Raw genomic sequence first — 15,472 nt, 5'->3', positions numbered from 1 at the left:
GATCCGCATGCATGCGCAGACCTCATTCGGGGCCGGCTTGATGTGAGCTTCTATGACGATTTGGCGCTGCTCGTGGGCCTGTCTGTCGGCGCTGATTGAAAACTGACCCACCCTGCCGATTGAAAATTGACCCAGGGCGGATTGCTGACTTTGGCATCAGCAATTGTGGATAAGCTTAGCAGTCGTGTCCCGGTGGAAGAGGCATTAAAGCCCCACCGCATGTGGGCATGCGGCAGGGTATTTTCGGTGCGGATCAAAACAGCTCATCGTCCTCGGCACCATCATTGTCTTTGCGCTTTCGTTCACGTGATTTGATCTTGGTCTGGGCGACCAAGCTGCTGTGTTGCAGGCGGTAGGACTCGTTGCCCGTTTCGACGATGTGGCAGTGGTGTGTCAGCCGATCCAGCAACGCCGTTGTCATCTTGGCGTCACCAAACACGCTCGACCATTCCGAGAAGCTGAGGTTGGTGGTGATCACCACGCTGGTGTGCTCGTACAGCTTGGACAGCAAATGAAATAACAGGGCTCCACCGCTCTGGCTGAAGGGCAAATACCCCAGTTCATCGAGTATCACCAGGTCTGTTCGTAGCAGCCCTTGAGCGATGCGGCCCGTCTTGCCTTCGTACTTTTCGCGCTCCAGCAGATTGACCAGATCCACCGTGGAGTAGAAGCGCACGCGTTTGTGATGCGTCGTGATCCCGGAAACGGCCAAGGCGGTGGCGAGGTGTGTTTTGCCTGTTCCAGGCCCGCCGATGAACACGACATTCTGCGCGGTATCGGTGAACTCCAGGTTGGACAGATCCCTGATCAGGCGGGCATCTGCGCTGGAAGCGCTGAAGTCGAAGCCGGCCAAATCACGATGCATGGGCAGTTTGGCCATGTTCATCTGATGATTCACTGAGCGCACCGCTCGATCTGCATGTTCTTGTTGAAGCAGATGTTCGAGCAGCCATTTCGAGGATGCCGTCGAAGCTTCTCCTTGCGAGGCTAGTTCTTCCCAGGCGCTGGCCATGCCATGCAGACGCAGTTCTTTGAGTTCCGCCATAAGATCACGCATTGCGAGTCTCCTCATCGGTGGTACGGAGCCGGTCGTAGCGTGCCGTATTGGCGACAGGCGCTATCTTGAGTTGAAGGCTGGTTTCGGCGGACGGAGGGGCTGCTGTCGATGTCAGTCGAGCCAGGACATTCAGGATGTGGTCAGCACTCAAGCTGCCGGATTCAAGTACCAACTCCACAGCCACCAATACGGCGTCGAGCCCGGCGATGGGAACAGCCGCCAGTACTTGAGTCATGACTCGATCACCATTGGTGTGCCGCCTCAGACCGCGTTTTAGCAGTTGCAACGGCTTCGGCAGATCGGCAAACGGAGCGCCATTGCGCAGCGCACCGGGCTTGCGTTCGATGAGCGGGATGTAATGCTGCCAGTCAAAACTGACCTGATCTCGATCAAACAGGCGCTCGTGACTGGCAATCATCGTTTCATCGGCGATGACCACCACCCGTGTGGGATACAAACGGCTGCTGACCCACTGACCGACCCGCTCACACGGCACCGAGTAGCGATTTCGCGCCACGCTGATCAGGCAGGTGCTGGAGACCCGTACGGTGCGCTCGACGTAGCCATCAAAGGCAGTCGGCATCGGCATCAATTCGGCGCGTTCCAGCTCCAGGACGTCCGCCACTGTCAGCCCGTTGTACTGCGGGTGCACCAGTTCGTCCCAGAGCGCACGGCAGCGTTGGCCGAGCCAGGCATTCAATTCCTCGAAGGTATGGAACATGCAGTTTTGAGCATCGAGCCAGATGCGCCGTCGGCTGTCTTGAACGTTCTTTTCAACGATGCCTTTTTCCCAGCCGGAGGCCACGTTGCAGAAGTCCGGATCGAATAGGTAGTGGGCACACATGACGGCAAACCGGGCATTGACTGTGCGGCCTTTGCCTTTGTTGACCTTGTCGACAGCCGTTTTCATATTGTCGTATATGCCGCGACGCGGCACCCCACCTAACGCGCCAAACGAGCGGGTATGGGCATCGAACAACATCTCGTGGCCTTGGCTGGGATACGCAACCAACCAAAATGCGCGACTGGCGCACAGCTTCATATGGGAGACCTGGATGCGTCGGAACAGGCCGCCGATCAGCAGACCTTCTTCGCTCCAGTCGAATTGAAAGGCCTCCCCGAGTGCAAAGGTCAGCGGCACAAAGGCCCGTAAAGACTTGCCTTGCTCGCCGCGCCACGCGCGTATGAAGGCGGTGAGCTGGCTGTAGCCGCCGTCGTAGCCCTCGGCCTTGATCTGTTCGAAGAGTGCTTTGGCACTCCTGCGGTTGTGCTTTGCCCGAAACGAATCGGCCTTGAGCGCCTGCTCCAGCGTCTCGTGAAATGGACTGAGTTTGTTGAAGGTTGCACACCGTTGGTACGCCGGCTGGGTGGCTTCGGGTGCTCTGACCCATTTTCGAATGGTGTTTCTCGACAGTCCGGTACGCTTGGCTATCTGATGCAGCGAGAGCTTGTCGCGGAAGTACATCCGCCGGATTTTTCCCAACATTTCCATGCTGATCACCCTGTGTTCTCCTGCTCGAAAAGTGAGCAGAAGCAGTTGAACACCTGGGTCAGTTTTCAGTCGGCAGAACAGCCTTTACTGGGTCAGTTTTCGGTCAGCGGCAACACTGCTTGGGGCCTCGTTTGAATTGGCATGTACTAAGGAATCGCTCGTCGTTGCTGCTTGCATCCTAAACCGCACGCTTGCACTCGCACTCCCTGCTCTCTATATCGGGGATCCATTGCCTTGATTGGGAGATAAACCTCACTTCTCGGGTTGGCTTATGTCTTTCTGTATTTTTGGGACGGCAAAGTGTGCAGTAGCGCTTACCGACTTGGCCTAGATAGACTTCGCCTGGACGTGTTCGAGAGCGACAGTCACTGCGGACCCAAGTCATCGTACTATCACATCCAGCCGCATCCCGTATGACTACAGCATATGTGTTTGCATTGTCGTCAGACCCGTGATGTGGAGCAGTAGCAATGGCGTTTTCCAACTCCGAGGATAGTGAAACACCAACCAAATCAGAGTCCGCATTAAACAATACCCCAGGCATGTCTGAGGTTGGAGGTGACCAAAAAACTAAGCTTTCTTGGTTGGCTACTGTTAGAGAAAGGGCGTCGGTAAGTGAGGTTTTACACCTCCTGCGCATTGCAAAAATTTCTTTGGCATTAACAGGTGTCAAAATACCTACTAAGCCACCTGATGGGGCCGAGGGACAGTACTCGAACCACCTAATTGAAATTCCGTGCTGGAACGCAAGTAATGCAGCCTCTCGAATGCGGGATGCTGCCTCGATTACGAAACCAGTGAGCCTACCGTGCAGAGACCCATAATGGTATGTATGCCAATGCCATCCCCAATGACCAACTACAGGTTCATCGCCCCAATTTTCCGCGTTTTCTAAGCAGCTGATCATCGATAATGGCCAGCCACCGCAATCCAGCTTCTCCTCCTTCCGACCAAGTAATTCCTCATCAGTGCTGCCAAGTGGGCGTCTTTCGCGGTTTGATGATTCGCCTGCGAAGGAAGAATGATCGTCGTTCGGTAAATTTGAAAAGATCCGCAACGCTGACGCACAATCACGCGCACTCATCTCGCTGATTTCCTCACATACCAAGCGAATTACTTTTTCGATTGGTTGTAGTACATCCGGCAATACTTCAAGCCATCTGCCAGGCAACCATAATTCGTCACATCGCATTGCACTATTGAGGTATCCAATTATACCGTTAGCGTGATCGGAATCGTTGTGCGTACATACGAGAGTATTGATTGAGTCTTTGCCCGTGACTCGACAAAACACACCAGGAAACGCTGTTTTGTTTTTTCCTCCGTCGACAAGAATCGTGTGTCCATCTCGTTCCAGATAAAACGCGTCTCCCTGCCCCACAGGAATGGCAATAAATTCGGCCATGAGAACCTCCCAGCATCAAATTGCCATCATTACCTGATTTTGCTTTGCTTTCCAGAGTTATCTTGCGAGTCAATCTACCCCGGGCAGTGTTTGCAAGCAGTGATCACCGCTTTTGGCCGACAACAGCCCCGGACCGATTCGTTCTAGGCTCTAAGCTGACAATCTATCGGGATATTCTTTGGGCCCGGATTTCTAGAGCGGAGCGCCAACTTGACCGGGCCGCACTGGCAATCGCGGACGACATGAGGCCCAGCAATTTCATCATATTTCGGAAGCAGGTAACGTAACGAACTTGCCAATAGCCGCTTCCGTATCCTGTGGCGCAACCACAAAGTCCGCCAGATCAACCTCCCACCAAGTCCCTTGCAACTCACTGGTCAGCGTCGAAATTGAAAACGCATCCCCCTTGGGGTATTCGGCTTCCTCCCACTGCTGTTTGATATCCTCAACCGAACTTTCATTCAGCCAATAGGCATAGATGCGAATGGCTGGTGTCACATCGGGTAGGCTGAGCGGATCAGGCTGCCCATTACTTTGACGATTCCGTTTGAGAACTGATGGATCCGTATGCAGCTGAAATTGGATAACAGCCTGCTGTTCTTCATCAGTTCGTGCATACACAAATTGAGCATTAAGCAGGGGTAAATAATCCCACGCCCACTTGCTTGAAGGTTTGGTGGCAGACCGGCATGGACGGTCGAAATTGATGGGGTCCCAGAACCAGAAGCCGGCTCCGAATTTGGCAGCCATTTCATCCAGAGCCGGTAGGAGGCGTCTGTAGAACCCTGCCAGTAAGCGATGAGAGTTCTGTACCTGGTTTACGAGAGAAGTGACTTGTTCGCGAGTCATGTCCATGGTACTAAGTCTTCCTTATCTAAAAGTTGCGTAATCGGCAGAAGAGCGGCCCAGTCTTGGGTGATGGCGCTTGGCGTTGGTATTTTTGCAATGGTCTTCCAGTGTTGAACAAGCTCAAGCTGTTTGCGGAAACCTTCTCGTGCATTACACAACGGCAGCAGGTCGCTGAACGGCATCGTATCGCTCACCATGCCGAACAATCGAAAAGCCTCGAACCAGTCTTGGAATATGCGCTCATCCCGACTGTCCGCTAGATTTCGAATGACCCCGAGGCTTCTCAGAAGTTCTGGCCAATCCAGACAAAACACGCGGAGGGCTATCGATGAAAATTCTCTTTCGAGCTTGTCTGCCGAACTCCTCCATTTGGGATGATTGCGGCCTAGGGCAAGTAAGATGATTTGTTTTGGCTCATCGTTTTGTCTGTGAAGGGCTTGGATCTCCGCTCGCCATTGCTTGGAGGTCTGCATACCACCAAATGGCGGCTTCACTTCGATCAGCAGGCGATGATGGGGATACTCGATCAGCACATCTGGTTCGACATATCTGCGACCTTCACTTTCACTCAACCTTGGCCAGAACTGGATATCGCTCAACTGTCCAAGATCGTCCGCACATTCGTTGCCGAGCAGGACGCGTAGAAACGCATCGTGGACACAGTCAGACAAATAGGGCATGCGTCCGAACAGCACACTCGTGAGGAGATCTTCACGTTTGCGAAACAAGGTGCGCCAACTTTGCTGGTGTCCATCGATCTCAACGCGGCCTGCCTTCCCGTGCAGGATTGCCGTTAGCATTGGCTGGCCTCAATTTGAGGGGTAATTACATTAACCGCCAAAACGCGCATAGACATAGAGCCTTGCTACTCCAAGAAATAGATTCGCATCGAACAACTACCCAGCCCTCATTATGTCACCAACGTACGTTCCCCACAGAAGAGCGAGGCAAGAGGATCTCAAACACAAAAGTACCGTTTTTTCCGAAGAAATGGTTCATCGTACAGGTGCAAACAGGAAGTCGCCACGATCGACGCTTTCGTACATATCCCGCTGGGTTTCACGGTCACCGGCGATACGTTGTCCCGCTTCGGCGTCGGAGAGAGTTCATGATTCCTTGCTGGGTCTTGAGTGTGAATTTGACCCCGAAGCGTTCATTTGCGGCGTTTAGAAAGCTGAATTTTTGGCTATCGAAACCGTGCATGTGGCGAAAGCTGAAAGGTATGCCGCGGTCGCTCATGACGGTGGTTTTAAATGGTCTCCTCCGGCACTGTCGGCGGAAAGCAAACGCGTTGCCCGCGAAAGCGAAAGTCCTAATCCATGGCGCCATAGGGCTGCGCGCCGCCTTACGGGTGCTTGTTTGACTCTGCACTCACCAGCAGGCCAAATTACGCGCACAGCACCACGCAGTTACCTACAGCCCTGCACATGAGCTGCGTTGCCGAAACGCGCCACATTGGAATGGGCACCTTCCCCTGCCCAGCCAACGCATATCGGTGCCTAGTTTACTAGTGTTAGTCTGATCGTGAAAACAAAACGAAACGCTTACGCGAATCGAGCCGGCTGAACCGTGAGAGAACATCACACTCACTCCTTGGCCAAATAGCCCTTACGACAAAGAGATGTTATGAAGCCTCCGCTGACTTTAAATGCAATCGAAATTCTTAGTAGCGATGATGAGAGTTTGAAACCGTTTCTGCGAGAAACTTTTAGGTTTCCTTGCGGCACTCTGGGAGCCGAGCGCAACTCGCTAAGACTACAGGCTATCCAACGCATCGACGACATCGTGATGTTTCACCGATTTGCGATGTTTACTCATATGCAAAGCAACCAAGTCGTTGCACCAGTCTTTGAAGCCTTCAACAAGCACTACAATCTAATGTTCGACCACATGAGAGACGACCAGGAGAAAATTTCATCAGCCCGAATGGCATTCCGGAATTTCAACGCCGCAGCCCAACTTCGTCAGGTAGAGTGCATCGCTAACGAGAGTTTGGTCATTAACTTATGGGCCACAATAGAGCAAATCTCAACTCGCTGCCTTGCAATTGTTTCGAATGCTGCTCCTGGGAAACGTGCGCCGCACAAATGGAAAGATATTGAAAGCCACTACACAGATCAGAATGTCATTCTGAAGAATGCCACCTCCTATGCCACCATTGATGAATTGAGAGTGCTAAATAACAAAATCAAGCACTCCTACCTTGTTGATGACGATCTCTCATCATTCGTTTTTTTCAAAAACCACGCCAATAAGAGAATCGACGCCATTCCACTGCGGGTATTCGATTACACTTTAGCAGCGTACAATTTCGTGTGTTTCGTAACTAATAGATCTGGAGAAAATGAATTCTATCCAGAAAATGAAGAGGACGATGACGATGACGATGACGATGACGATGAATGAAGTATTCGATCCAGCTTTGGCTGGTTCAACTGTGAGGCGCAGGCAAGATGCCGATTGCGAGATCAAAGCGCCCAGCCAATTTGGCTCATTTACATTAATTCCATGACTAGGCAAAGATTTAAGCTGAAGCGACATTGCAAGATTGAACTGCTGGAGTAAATTGGCCGACGTCTGAAGGGTCGTTTTGGGTTGAAGGCAGTCGCTATGCACGACAGCGTTCGCCCCATTGCAGCCTTTCACGGACGACGGATCAGCCGATTCTGTTGAAAACACTCGACCATGGTTTCCGTAACGAAAAAGTAAGCGTCTAAAATTGAAATCTTTACTTTCGGCGGAGCCTTCCGGACTCATATTTTACGAAGTAGTGTGCGAAAAAAGGCATTTTGACCAGTAATGATCGGGCCGTTTGGGCGCCCCGACCTGTTCAATAGAGTCAGCCAATAGCGGCTCTTACTGAGAGACAACAGTCCGTAAAGCATCTAGTCGTGTTCCATCGATGACTCGATTCAGAAAACCAAAAGCAAACAAAAATATCTAATATCATTCACCAGCAGGAACTATTTGCAGTTGCACTCCTCGCAAGCAGCGCGGCTATGGCCGAAGTGATTTTCATTCCTGTCAAGCTTTCAATCCAAAGCCACTGACCATTAGGATTAACCTCAAGGAAAATATATTCTCCCTCAGGGGTTAATATCAGGTCAAAACAACCGAATACAAGACCAAGCTCCCTCATCAAGAGCATAATCAACTCTTGTACTCTAGCTGGCAAGACATGAACTTTATGTATAGGCATTTTCCCAGGATCTACGAATGTCATCCGCCGAAAATCCAGTTTGGTATCATCTATTTCCTGAGAGTGAATTTCCGCCGAAAATATATCATCACCAACAACAGTAACTCTTAGTTCCACAAGCTTATCGATACGTTCTTGAAATATAACTGGACCAAATTCAATCGAGCCTAAAAATTCAATTTTTTCTTCGTCTAGCACTTGCGTAAATATCACCTTGGAGTTTATCGAGTCCGATCTGACATTTATGCTATATCCTAGATGATTTTCATATTTTGAAAAAAGTTCTTTTGAAAAATCAGCCCCTGCAATGGAAACTCCAGAAATAGGCTTGAATATGACTTCCGCTTTCCTACGCTCAAAAAAATCCCGAACTGAGTCGACAGAATTAGTTATTAAAGTTCGAGGAATTTTAAAGCCAATGCTTTGGGCCTTCATTAGCTGAAACATTTTACTACTAGCCACTTGTTCGTTCCCGTAGTCGTTCATCCAGGGAACGTGAGAAAGCAAACGAAAAAAACCCTGCATGAACGACCTGCACTCTGCTTCTGCATGCTCAAGTTCATACCCTTCTAAATGGCTAGGTAAAACCCACTTCCCAACCCGTCTAAACCATACAGCGCCAACGCCATCCAGATTAATGCGCGAACCATCGCAACTTACAAAACTCCCAGAAACACCATCCTCCGAGCTAAAATTAACCACACCACTTGAGAGGAGAGGAAACATTTCTGTGTTCAGTCTATTCCAAGCCACTCCGTTCCGATCTAATTCTCGAATAACAGCGTTAACACTGGGCTCATATAGATGAGATATAATTAAGATACTCTCTTTCAATTACACACCCCCGCAACCAAAGTCAACTACTGAGCTTGCTGCTATGTCGCTGTTCCGTTGTACTTATAGAAATCTAAAAGGTCGTGTCTGCTCCTTCGTTTTGAGGGCCATTGGTAGTTTCAAAGCTTTCAGATATTTCTGCATTAGCTATTCCACCAAGAGCCTCTGAAAAAACAGCATCTTTTGAGCGAAGAGTTTCCAAAGCAACTTCATCTGCCCAAATCAATACGAAAGGTTTTCCTTCAGTTGGCGGCTTTTTAACCTTAACATTAAAGCTGACCTCTTCTAAGCCTGGTTTTTTCTTCATTTTGCATTCTCCAATTCTATTAGGAAAGGCATAAAACCCAGTAACAAAAAACTGGTCAGATATCCATTTTGTGAGCCATAACGAACTAAGGCTAGATCAGCATTAAATAATTAGCAAAGCGAAAGCCCAGGAAGCCAACCAACTGATAAATATCACGTTTTATGTCGTAAATTCTCTTTAGAAATTATATCGATCACACTTATTTCCTATTATTCTAGTGAGTTAATGCTTGTGCACAGCTCTCGCTGGTTTAAAACTTGACAAACCATGCATGCCGTACTGGAGTACGTTCGCAGGGTGCGAGATGTGCGACTTTTAATAGAAATCCAATAGCGGAGGTTAGGATGGGATATTTATTATTTGAAAGTTCAGAATCAGGATTTCAATCGACATTGGCTCAAGTGCATGACGCCATTTCGGAAGTTGGTGAGCAGAGTGATGGCTCGATCGAGCTGGAAATTACCGTTAAGGGGCAAAGTCAAAAGACTTTGATTTGTAAAATCGATCACCCACGAGAATTGGTTGAGATACTAAAGCTTAATGTTGATTGATATGGAGTAGAGCCTCTTGTATCTTACATATGGAGCGCATGAAAGAGAACTTGAGGCGGCGGCCGCGATTACGCTCGGACTAGAAACAGCGGCCGCACAAGGATTTTCCGTTAACCTAAGAAGCATTGGCGATAATATTAAAACCACGATTTGTGAGTTTGTAGATAAGAATGCTGGGGTTGGTGTAGCGTCCATTGGAATGGGTAAAGGTATAGGCCGACAATCAATGGCGTCGGCTATTTTTGAAGCGCACGAGCACCTTTTTTCTATCGGAAAAGTTTCCTCTTGCGGACTAAAACTTCTAAAGCTAGACATAAACGGAAGAGACAGCTTACTGATTGAGTCATGCCCCGATCTACACTCAATTATTGGCAATCATCCGTCCCTATTTTCCAGGACAGAATACACTGAGTTTAATAATAGCTCAGAGATATTAGACTATCCATATTTTTTGACTAACCCTTATTTTGAGCCAGTAGACAAACTAGAAGTAAAAGTTCTAAAGTCATTTTCTCTACGTCGTTATAGCACCAATTCCGGCACCGCGTCGGGAACAAACAAATCTGAAGCGTTGCTGCACGGATTGCTTGAAGTGGTCGAGAGAGATTCTATTGGGATCGCGTTGTTAGCCACAATATTAAAGAAAGAACCCATACCAGTAAAGAAGTACAAATACGACTTACTAACCCCAAACTTACAGCTTCTTTTCAACAACGTCAAAGTTGAGACCGGGGGAGATCTGCACGTATGGGATATTTCAAGCGAAATTGGATTACCCACTGCTTTGGCCGCACTGACTGTAGGGGGGATGCAAGGAAGTAGGTATTTTGGTTCGGGAGCTTCACTGTCACCTTCATATGCGATAGAAAGGGCAGTTCTCGAATCAGTCCAGTATTATCAACTGCACTTATTAAATGGCAAGGTCAAACCAAGATCCGGAGCACAAATGCAAACTAACTTACCAACATATGTACAGTGCTTCCTTGAAGCTGGTTTTTTCGGCTATCGAGGAGGAACGGTACTAGCGAATCACGCTAAAATTTGGGACGCTGAATCAGACGCCACTCAAACACCAGATAAACAGTTGTCATTAATTGTCGGAAAGTTGAAGGCATGCGGTTTTAAATCCTACTGGCGCTCATTATCAGATGGCCCTGTAGTTGTGATGCAGGTGGTGGTTCCACGGCTGGAGCGTTTTCACTTGGTGGCACGTGGTGTACCTGTCGCCCCCGGTCCTCGCGGGCGATCTATTCTAGGAAGCGTTTAGATAATATATATTTCATTTTAACTAAATATTCGACTCATTGGGCCCTGCGGTATTCACTTACATCGACTTATCTATACGTGGTGGATTATTGCTCATGAAGGGTAGCAATTGGCCGCTTTCTGCCTGTCACGAAGGGTAGATGTTGCCCAAGCAGTCAGCGAAGGATTCCGAAGTCTTACCTTCGCTACCCATCGTCGCAACAAGACGAATCATCAATCGAACGATTGCGACTCTTCATGCACGACCGCGAAACCATCCTGTGGAATATATTTCAGAAAGGCGCGAAGATCGATTTGAGAGCCAGTGTCGCCTCTCAGGTCAAAAAAGCCACGATTCGCGAACCGCCGGTACAGCAGGATCTTCCCAGTTTTTTTCAAATAGGAGTCCAGCACCGATTTGCGTATGAACAACGCACTGTTGCGGTATGGCCCTGATGAGAATGCAATGAGTGCACCTGTCTCATCTTGCCATCCACGCTGCTGGTCCCAGATAAGACCTAATGCCCTAACGAGATCTTGGCACGGTACATCAAGGCTGAGTTGATCAGTTTCGGATGTGAACTCGTACTCCCATTCGCTGCCCCTACTGAGCGTTACCATGGTGCGCGCTACCCCATCAAAGTGGGTATTGGTCGTGCCCTCCTCTACCAACTGATCAAAAGCTGCGCCGTCCGGATACTCCCCTAAAAAACTTCTGTAGCAACTCGCCCGATCGGAGAATGCACGGTCGAGACGATCGTAGGGTCTCGTACCGAAAATCTCTTCATCGGCTAACACTGATGTGTAAAAAACATCAAACCCAAAATAAGGTGTTGTCCACGCATCGTCCTCATCCGATCTATCGTTGCCGGCTTCGCTGCGCTCTAGAGCAATCCACGTTACACCCTTGGCATCAGTGCAAGATAAGCTTGTTTCATGTGTCGCGAAGTCATCAGTCTTCACCCATTTCTTGATGTCGCTTTCTTGAGAAGGAAAAGCGTATTCACGCCGGCGCAGGATGCTGTCGGGATAGGTTCTCTCGGAGATCACATCTCTAAAGTCGGTTAAATCGCGCTTGCGCACTTCCACTGACCAGTAATGCTCGGGGCCAGGCACAATGCCCTGATATGACGTACACGGCAGAATGTGATCTGAAAGGACCCCGAGCAGCCTATGGAGTGAGATCCAGTAGTATTTTTTGCCCAGCCGTTCGGCATAGCTCGCTCGGGCACGACCGGAGCCGAACTCACTGTTCAAGGCCCGGTCGTAATTTAGTGCTCCTTCCTTGTAGCCTGGATACCCGAGTCTCAAAGTCTCGACCATAATCCAGCAAGCAATGTTTTCCTTTGTTACCGAAGCAGCCCTGAGATCAAACCCTGAGACCTTGCCCTCCACCTGATACCGCCAAAAATCAGGTCCAATGTTTGAGCCCCAAAGCTTCATATCTGAGGGAAGATGCTCCAGATCAAGAAGTGGCTTGGCATCCGTTAGCGTTGGCCACGCCTCGATGACTGGGCTTTTACTCGGAAAACGCCCCAGTCGCTCTTTCAACGGCTCGCCGACATCGTGATCTTCGAGTAGCGCCGCAAGCATCCGAATCGAATCTCGAATGATCACGTTGGGCCGATCATAGCCATGAGAGACCAATAGTCTGAGAGCTGGAATGAATGCGGGACGCTGCTCACGCGCAATCAAGCATGCGCTGTATATGGCTTCTGTCACACTTTCAAGAATGTAATCATCGTCAGACGCCAAGAAATTTCTGGCTAACACGGCTGCGAGCGCCGTATCAGCCACTATCAAACGTACCAAACCTTTCGATGCTCGATCACGGACTCTGCGGTCCGCGCAAGACGTCAGCCAGCCTAAAATAATGGTAGCTAGCCTCCGACTTTCACTTGGCCAAAGCATTACGTCGGCATTGAGTGAAGCATTCAGCAAGGACTTGACCGCGCCATTGTTGTCATACGACTTGAATGCTGCACGCGAAAAGTAGACGTCCCTGTTAACCAAAGGCTGGCGAAGCAGGAAGTTGTCCAGCCATTGTTCTGCGTTCAGGCTGTGGTTAGGCACAAGGCTGACTTTTACGAAGACCTCGTACAAATCCTCCCAAAGCCCCGGTACATTCAGAGCTGCAAAGACTTCATCTTCCAAGCTGTTATTTTCGAAGCTTTTGCGTGAGCGCCACGCCAATCCGTGAACGAACAGACGGTTAGCGAGTTCAGTCTCCAACCCAATATCGGGATTTACGATTTCAATTCCAGTCTTTTCGGGAAGAACCGCAGCGAGCACTTCCAACAGACCTCTATCTTCAGGTGGAAGTGAGACCACACTGACGCCTAATTTTTTCGCATCAAGTGCGCCGGACTCATCCGTGCAACCATCTATCAATGCAGTCGTGCGAAGGACATCGCCGTATCGCTCATATCCAAGCCTTACCGTCCATGTGTCATCTGGTCCTTCGGTGAGGATGACCAGCCCTTCGCGCTGAAGCTCTCGAATGAATATTTCGGGCGAGAGTTCCGGACCCACCACATCACGAAGTCCGGCAGCGCACGATTCCCAAAGCCGATTGCTCGCAGATGCACTCGTGAGTCGCTGTGCTAGGGTTAGCATTGATAGACGGACCAAATTTTTTGGACTTGCAAAGCCAAGGCGTTCTTTCACTGCGGCGTTACTGTGTTTGAGATGCCGCTCAAGCAAAGCAGAAAAGCCCGGCAAGGATACGTCGAGGGTTGTGCTGCCCTCTTCTTTCAAGGTTTTGCACGCCAAGTGTAGGAACAAAGGGTTGCTTAATTCTTCCGAAAAAAGAGGGGTAATCTCCGAGTCCAGCCCATAGAAAGCAGCGAATGCTTGAAGTGCCTCCACGCCTTGGCCACTAAATCCTCGGTGCTCAAATGCATAGCCAGGAAACCTGGAATCGGTGACCAAATCTTTATAAGTATCACGAGCAGATACGCAAATTTTCACTCCAGCGTACGGCCTACACTGCTGGATCAGCTCGGGCAGCTTCGCCTTCCAGCGGGCATCTGCCCTACTTTCATTAAGTGCATCAATAAAAATAACGAAGGGCAGGCCTGCGTGCTCAGCGGATGCGCTCAAACACTGGAACAGCTCATCACGCCCAATCTGAGCACCGAAGCCGAGCTTGCTTCTAATGATTTCCCACGGCTCACCACCGCTGAAGTCGTCTCCAAACACTACGAGAGACATTCCACCTTCAGCGAAACGACGATAGGCAGCGCTCACTATTGCATGAGTTTTTCCGACACCCGCTGGGCCGACGAGCAGCAGAGAATTGCCCCCTGTGACACTCATTTTGGGAGAGGTCAGTAGCTCTTCAATAGATTCGCTAAGCCGGAAAAGCTCTCTCGCCGAGTCCATCGATCCAGCGGGAAACGCGCACATGTACTCAGCATTGAATTGCCGAAAGCTCGGGGTGTCTTTGTCAGGACCATGCTGCTGGACAAATGCAGCCTCTTGGCTTTCCTTTGCCGTGAGTAAAATTGGTTGTAGCTGTGTGAGTGTTTTCAACGCCTGGGCGACTGATTGCTCGGGCCTCTCTGCCTCCCGAACTTGGGTCAAGAAAGTAGACAACTTTTGAAGAAGGCTTTCTGCCTCTGTTTTTTTGTCGTCGTTCAGCAGGTTGAAAACGCTGTCCGTGCGTCCGCGTAGGGATCTGAGTTCGCTCAGGATTGGCGAGAATGTCTGGCGTCGCCAGTCTGAAAAATCAGCGGTACCGCCGAAAAAATCCAGAATATCGTGGGCGTCGGTCACTACATCCAGTTGGCTCGTGTAACGTGGACCAGCAAATTCACGAGCTTGCTCCAGGCACTGCTGAACGTGGGCGAGGGTAAGTAAAGAATCGTCAAACCAGTAGCGACGAATCCCTCCATGCGTATCCAAACGCTGGAGTTGTTCACGCATCACGGTGGCGCTACACAAAGTGATTTTGACGCCTTGACCCTTAGCTTCGGTACGCTCTTCTAGTTCCTTTTTCCACGCCTCAAATCGTTCGACCTCACCCTGCCCGCGTGTGCCTCCGGCGACTCTTCCAGTTAGATCGAATGGAATGTAGATCCAATATTCCGTCAAAGTCGGATGGTTCAAATAGGCAGCCGTGAACGATTTTTCTATCTGTCCAAGCTCCTTGGACCCAAGCTGGAAAAAATACTTCGCCTGAATCCCTAAGACGAACCCATTTGGTGCCCGAAAATAGGCCTCGACACCACCGTCCCCGCCATCACCCCGCAAGCTGAAGAAGCTTGAGCCTTCAGGAACATCGCAGCTGAAGCGAAAAAGCTGTACCGCCAACGCTTCAAAGCTGTCATTTTTGCTTTTTTGAGCGCTGCGAATATTGGTGAAGTCGATCGTTGGCATACCTGCTGCTCCGCTTGAGATTTTTTGGATCCTAAAACCATTTTACTGGTATTTAGGGCATGGACTCTAGGTAGCAGGTACTCTTTCACTGATGCATCGCAACCGTAAAATGGCGTCCTATTCACTGCTGAAAGCGCAGAACACTCAGTTTCT

Annotated in this window: 11 protein-coding genes and 1 pseudogene; 3 read left to right on the top strand and 9 right to left on the bottom strand. The window is 49.8% G+C overall.

The features are described from left to right. Nucleotides 1–253: 253 nt before the first annotated feature. The 6 genes and pseudogenes from istB to ACIOWA_RS11590 form a co-directional block, all read right to left on the bottom strand. Nucleotides 254–1,057, bottom strand: coding sequence for an IS21-like element helper ATPase IstB (gene istB / locus ACIOWA_RS11615; RefSeq protein WP_401159870.1), 804 nt, complete (start codon nt 1,055–1,057; stop codon nt 254–256). Beyond that, nucleotides 1,050–2,549, bottom strand: coding sequence for an IS21-like element ISPpu27 family transposase (gene istA, locus ACIOWA_RS11610; RefSeq protein ID WP_100221057.1), 1,500 nt, complete (start codon nt 2,547–2,549; stop codon nt 1,050–1,052). Before istA ends, istB begins: the two co-directional genes overlap by 8 nt. Before the next feature lie 178 nt (nt 2,550–2,727). Next, a complete protein-coding gene (locus tag ACIOWA_RS11605; protein WP_401159868.1) occupies nt 2,728–3,954 on the bottom strand; it encodes a hypothetical protein in 1,227 nt (408 codons plus the stop codon). Between the two features lie 261 nt (nt 3,955–4,215). Further along, nucleotides 4,216–4,809: a hypothetical protein gene (locus ACIOWA_RS11600; RefSeq protein WP_401159866.1), complete on the bottom strand. Its 594-nt coding sequence runs from the start codon at nt 4,807–4,809 to the stop codon at nt 4,216–4,218. Continuing rightward, nucleotides 4,800–5,603: a hypothetical protein gene (locus ACIOWA_RS11595; protein ID WP_301556103.1), complete on the bottom strand. Its 804-nt coding sequence runs from the start codon at nt 5,601–5,603 to the stop codon at nt 4,800–4,802. Before ACIOWA_RS11595 ends, ACIOWA_RS11600 begins: the two co-directional genes overlap by 10 nt. A gap of 216 nt (nt 5,604–5,819) precedes the next feature. Then, nucleotides 5,820–6,051 (bottom strand): annotated as a pseudogene (locus ACIOWA_RS11590) (catalase); the annotation flags it as partial. Nucleotides 6,052–6,429: 378 nt separating this feature from the next. Here ACIOWA_RS11590 and ACIOWA_RS11585 point away from each other — a divergent pair. Next, entirely contained in the window at nt 6,430–7,209 is a 780-nt protein-coding gene (locus ACIOWA_RS11585; protein ID WP_401159864.1) for a hypothetical protein, read from the top strand. Between the two features lie 544 nt (nt 7,210–7,753). Here the strand turns inward: ACIOWA_RS11585 and ACIOWA_RS11580 are convergent. Together ACIOWA_RS11580 and ACIOWA_RS11575 are read right to left on the bottom strand one after the other, a co-directional pair. Then, nucleotides 7,754–8,836, bottom strand: a complete 1,083-nt coding sequence (locus ACIOWA_RS11580; protein ID WP_401159862.1) for an MvdC/MvdD family ATP grasp protein — start codon at nt 8,834–8,836, stop codon at nt 7,754–7,756. A gap of 73 nt (nt 8,837–8,909) precedes the next feature. Next, nucleotides 8,910–9,143 carry a hypothetical protein gene (locus ACIOWA_RS11575; RefSeq protein ID WP_401159860.1) on the bottom strand — a complete coding sequence of 78 codons (234 nt, stop codon included), beginning with the start codon at nt 9,141–9,143 and terminating at the stop codon, nt 8,910–8,912. Nucleotides 9,144–9,487: 344 nt separating this feature from the next. Between ACIOWA_RS11575 and ACIOWA_RS11570 the strand changes: the two genes are divergently transcribed. Both ACIOWA_RS11570 and ACIOWA_RS11565 read left to right on the top strand, forming a co-directional pair. After that, nucleotides 9,488–9,694 (top strand): hypothetical protein, encoded by a 207-nt coding sequence (locus tag ACIOWA_RS11570; protein ID WP_301556097.1) that lies wholly within the window; start codon nt 9,488–9,490, stop codon nt 9,692–9,694. 16 nt (nt 9,695–9,710) lie between these two features. Next, nucleotides 9,711–10,961: a YcaO-like family protein gene (locus ACIOWA_RS11565; RefSeq protein ID WP_401159858.1), complete on the top strand. Its 1,251-nt coding sequence runs from the start codon at nt 9,711–9,713 to the stop codon at nt 10,959–10,961. Nucleotides 10,962–11,173: 212 nt separating this feature from the next. On the opposite strand, the gene ACIOWA_RS11560 is transcribed toward ACIOWA_RS11565, so the two are convergent. Next, nucleotides 11,174–15,319 (bottom strand): ATP-binding protein, encoded by a 4,146-nt coding sequence (locus ACIOWA_RS11560; RefSeq protein ID WP_401159856.1) that lies wholly within the window; start codon nt 15,317–15,319, stop codon nt 11,174–11,176. Nucleotides 15,320–15,472 lie beyond the last annotated feature (153 nt).

This window comes from Pseudomonas sp. NPDC087614 (genome assembly GCF_044743485.1).
In the GTDB taxonomy this organism is placed as follows: domain Bacteria; phylum Pseudomonadota; class Gammaproteobacteria; order Pseudomonadales; family Pseudomonadaceae; genus Aquipseudomonas; species Aquipseudomonas baetica_A.
The sequence above is the reverse complement of the archived record's forward strand: the minus strand, read 5'-3'. Positions and strand labels throughout refer to the sequence as shown.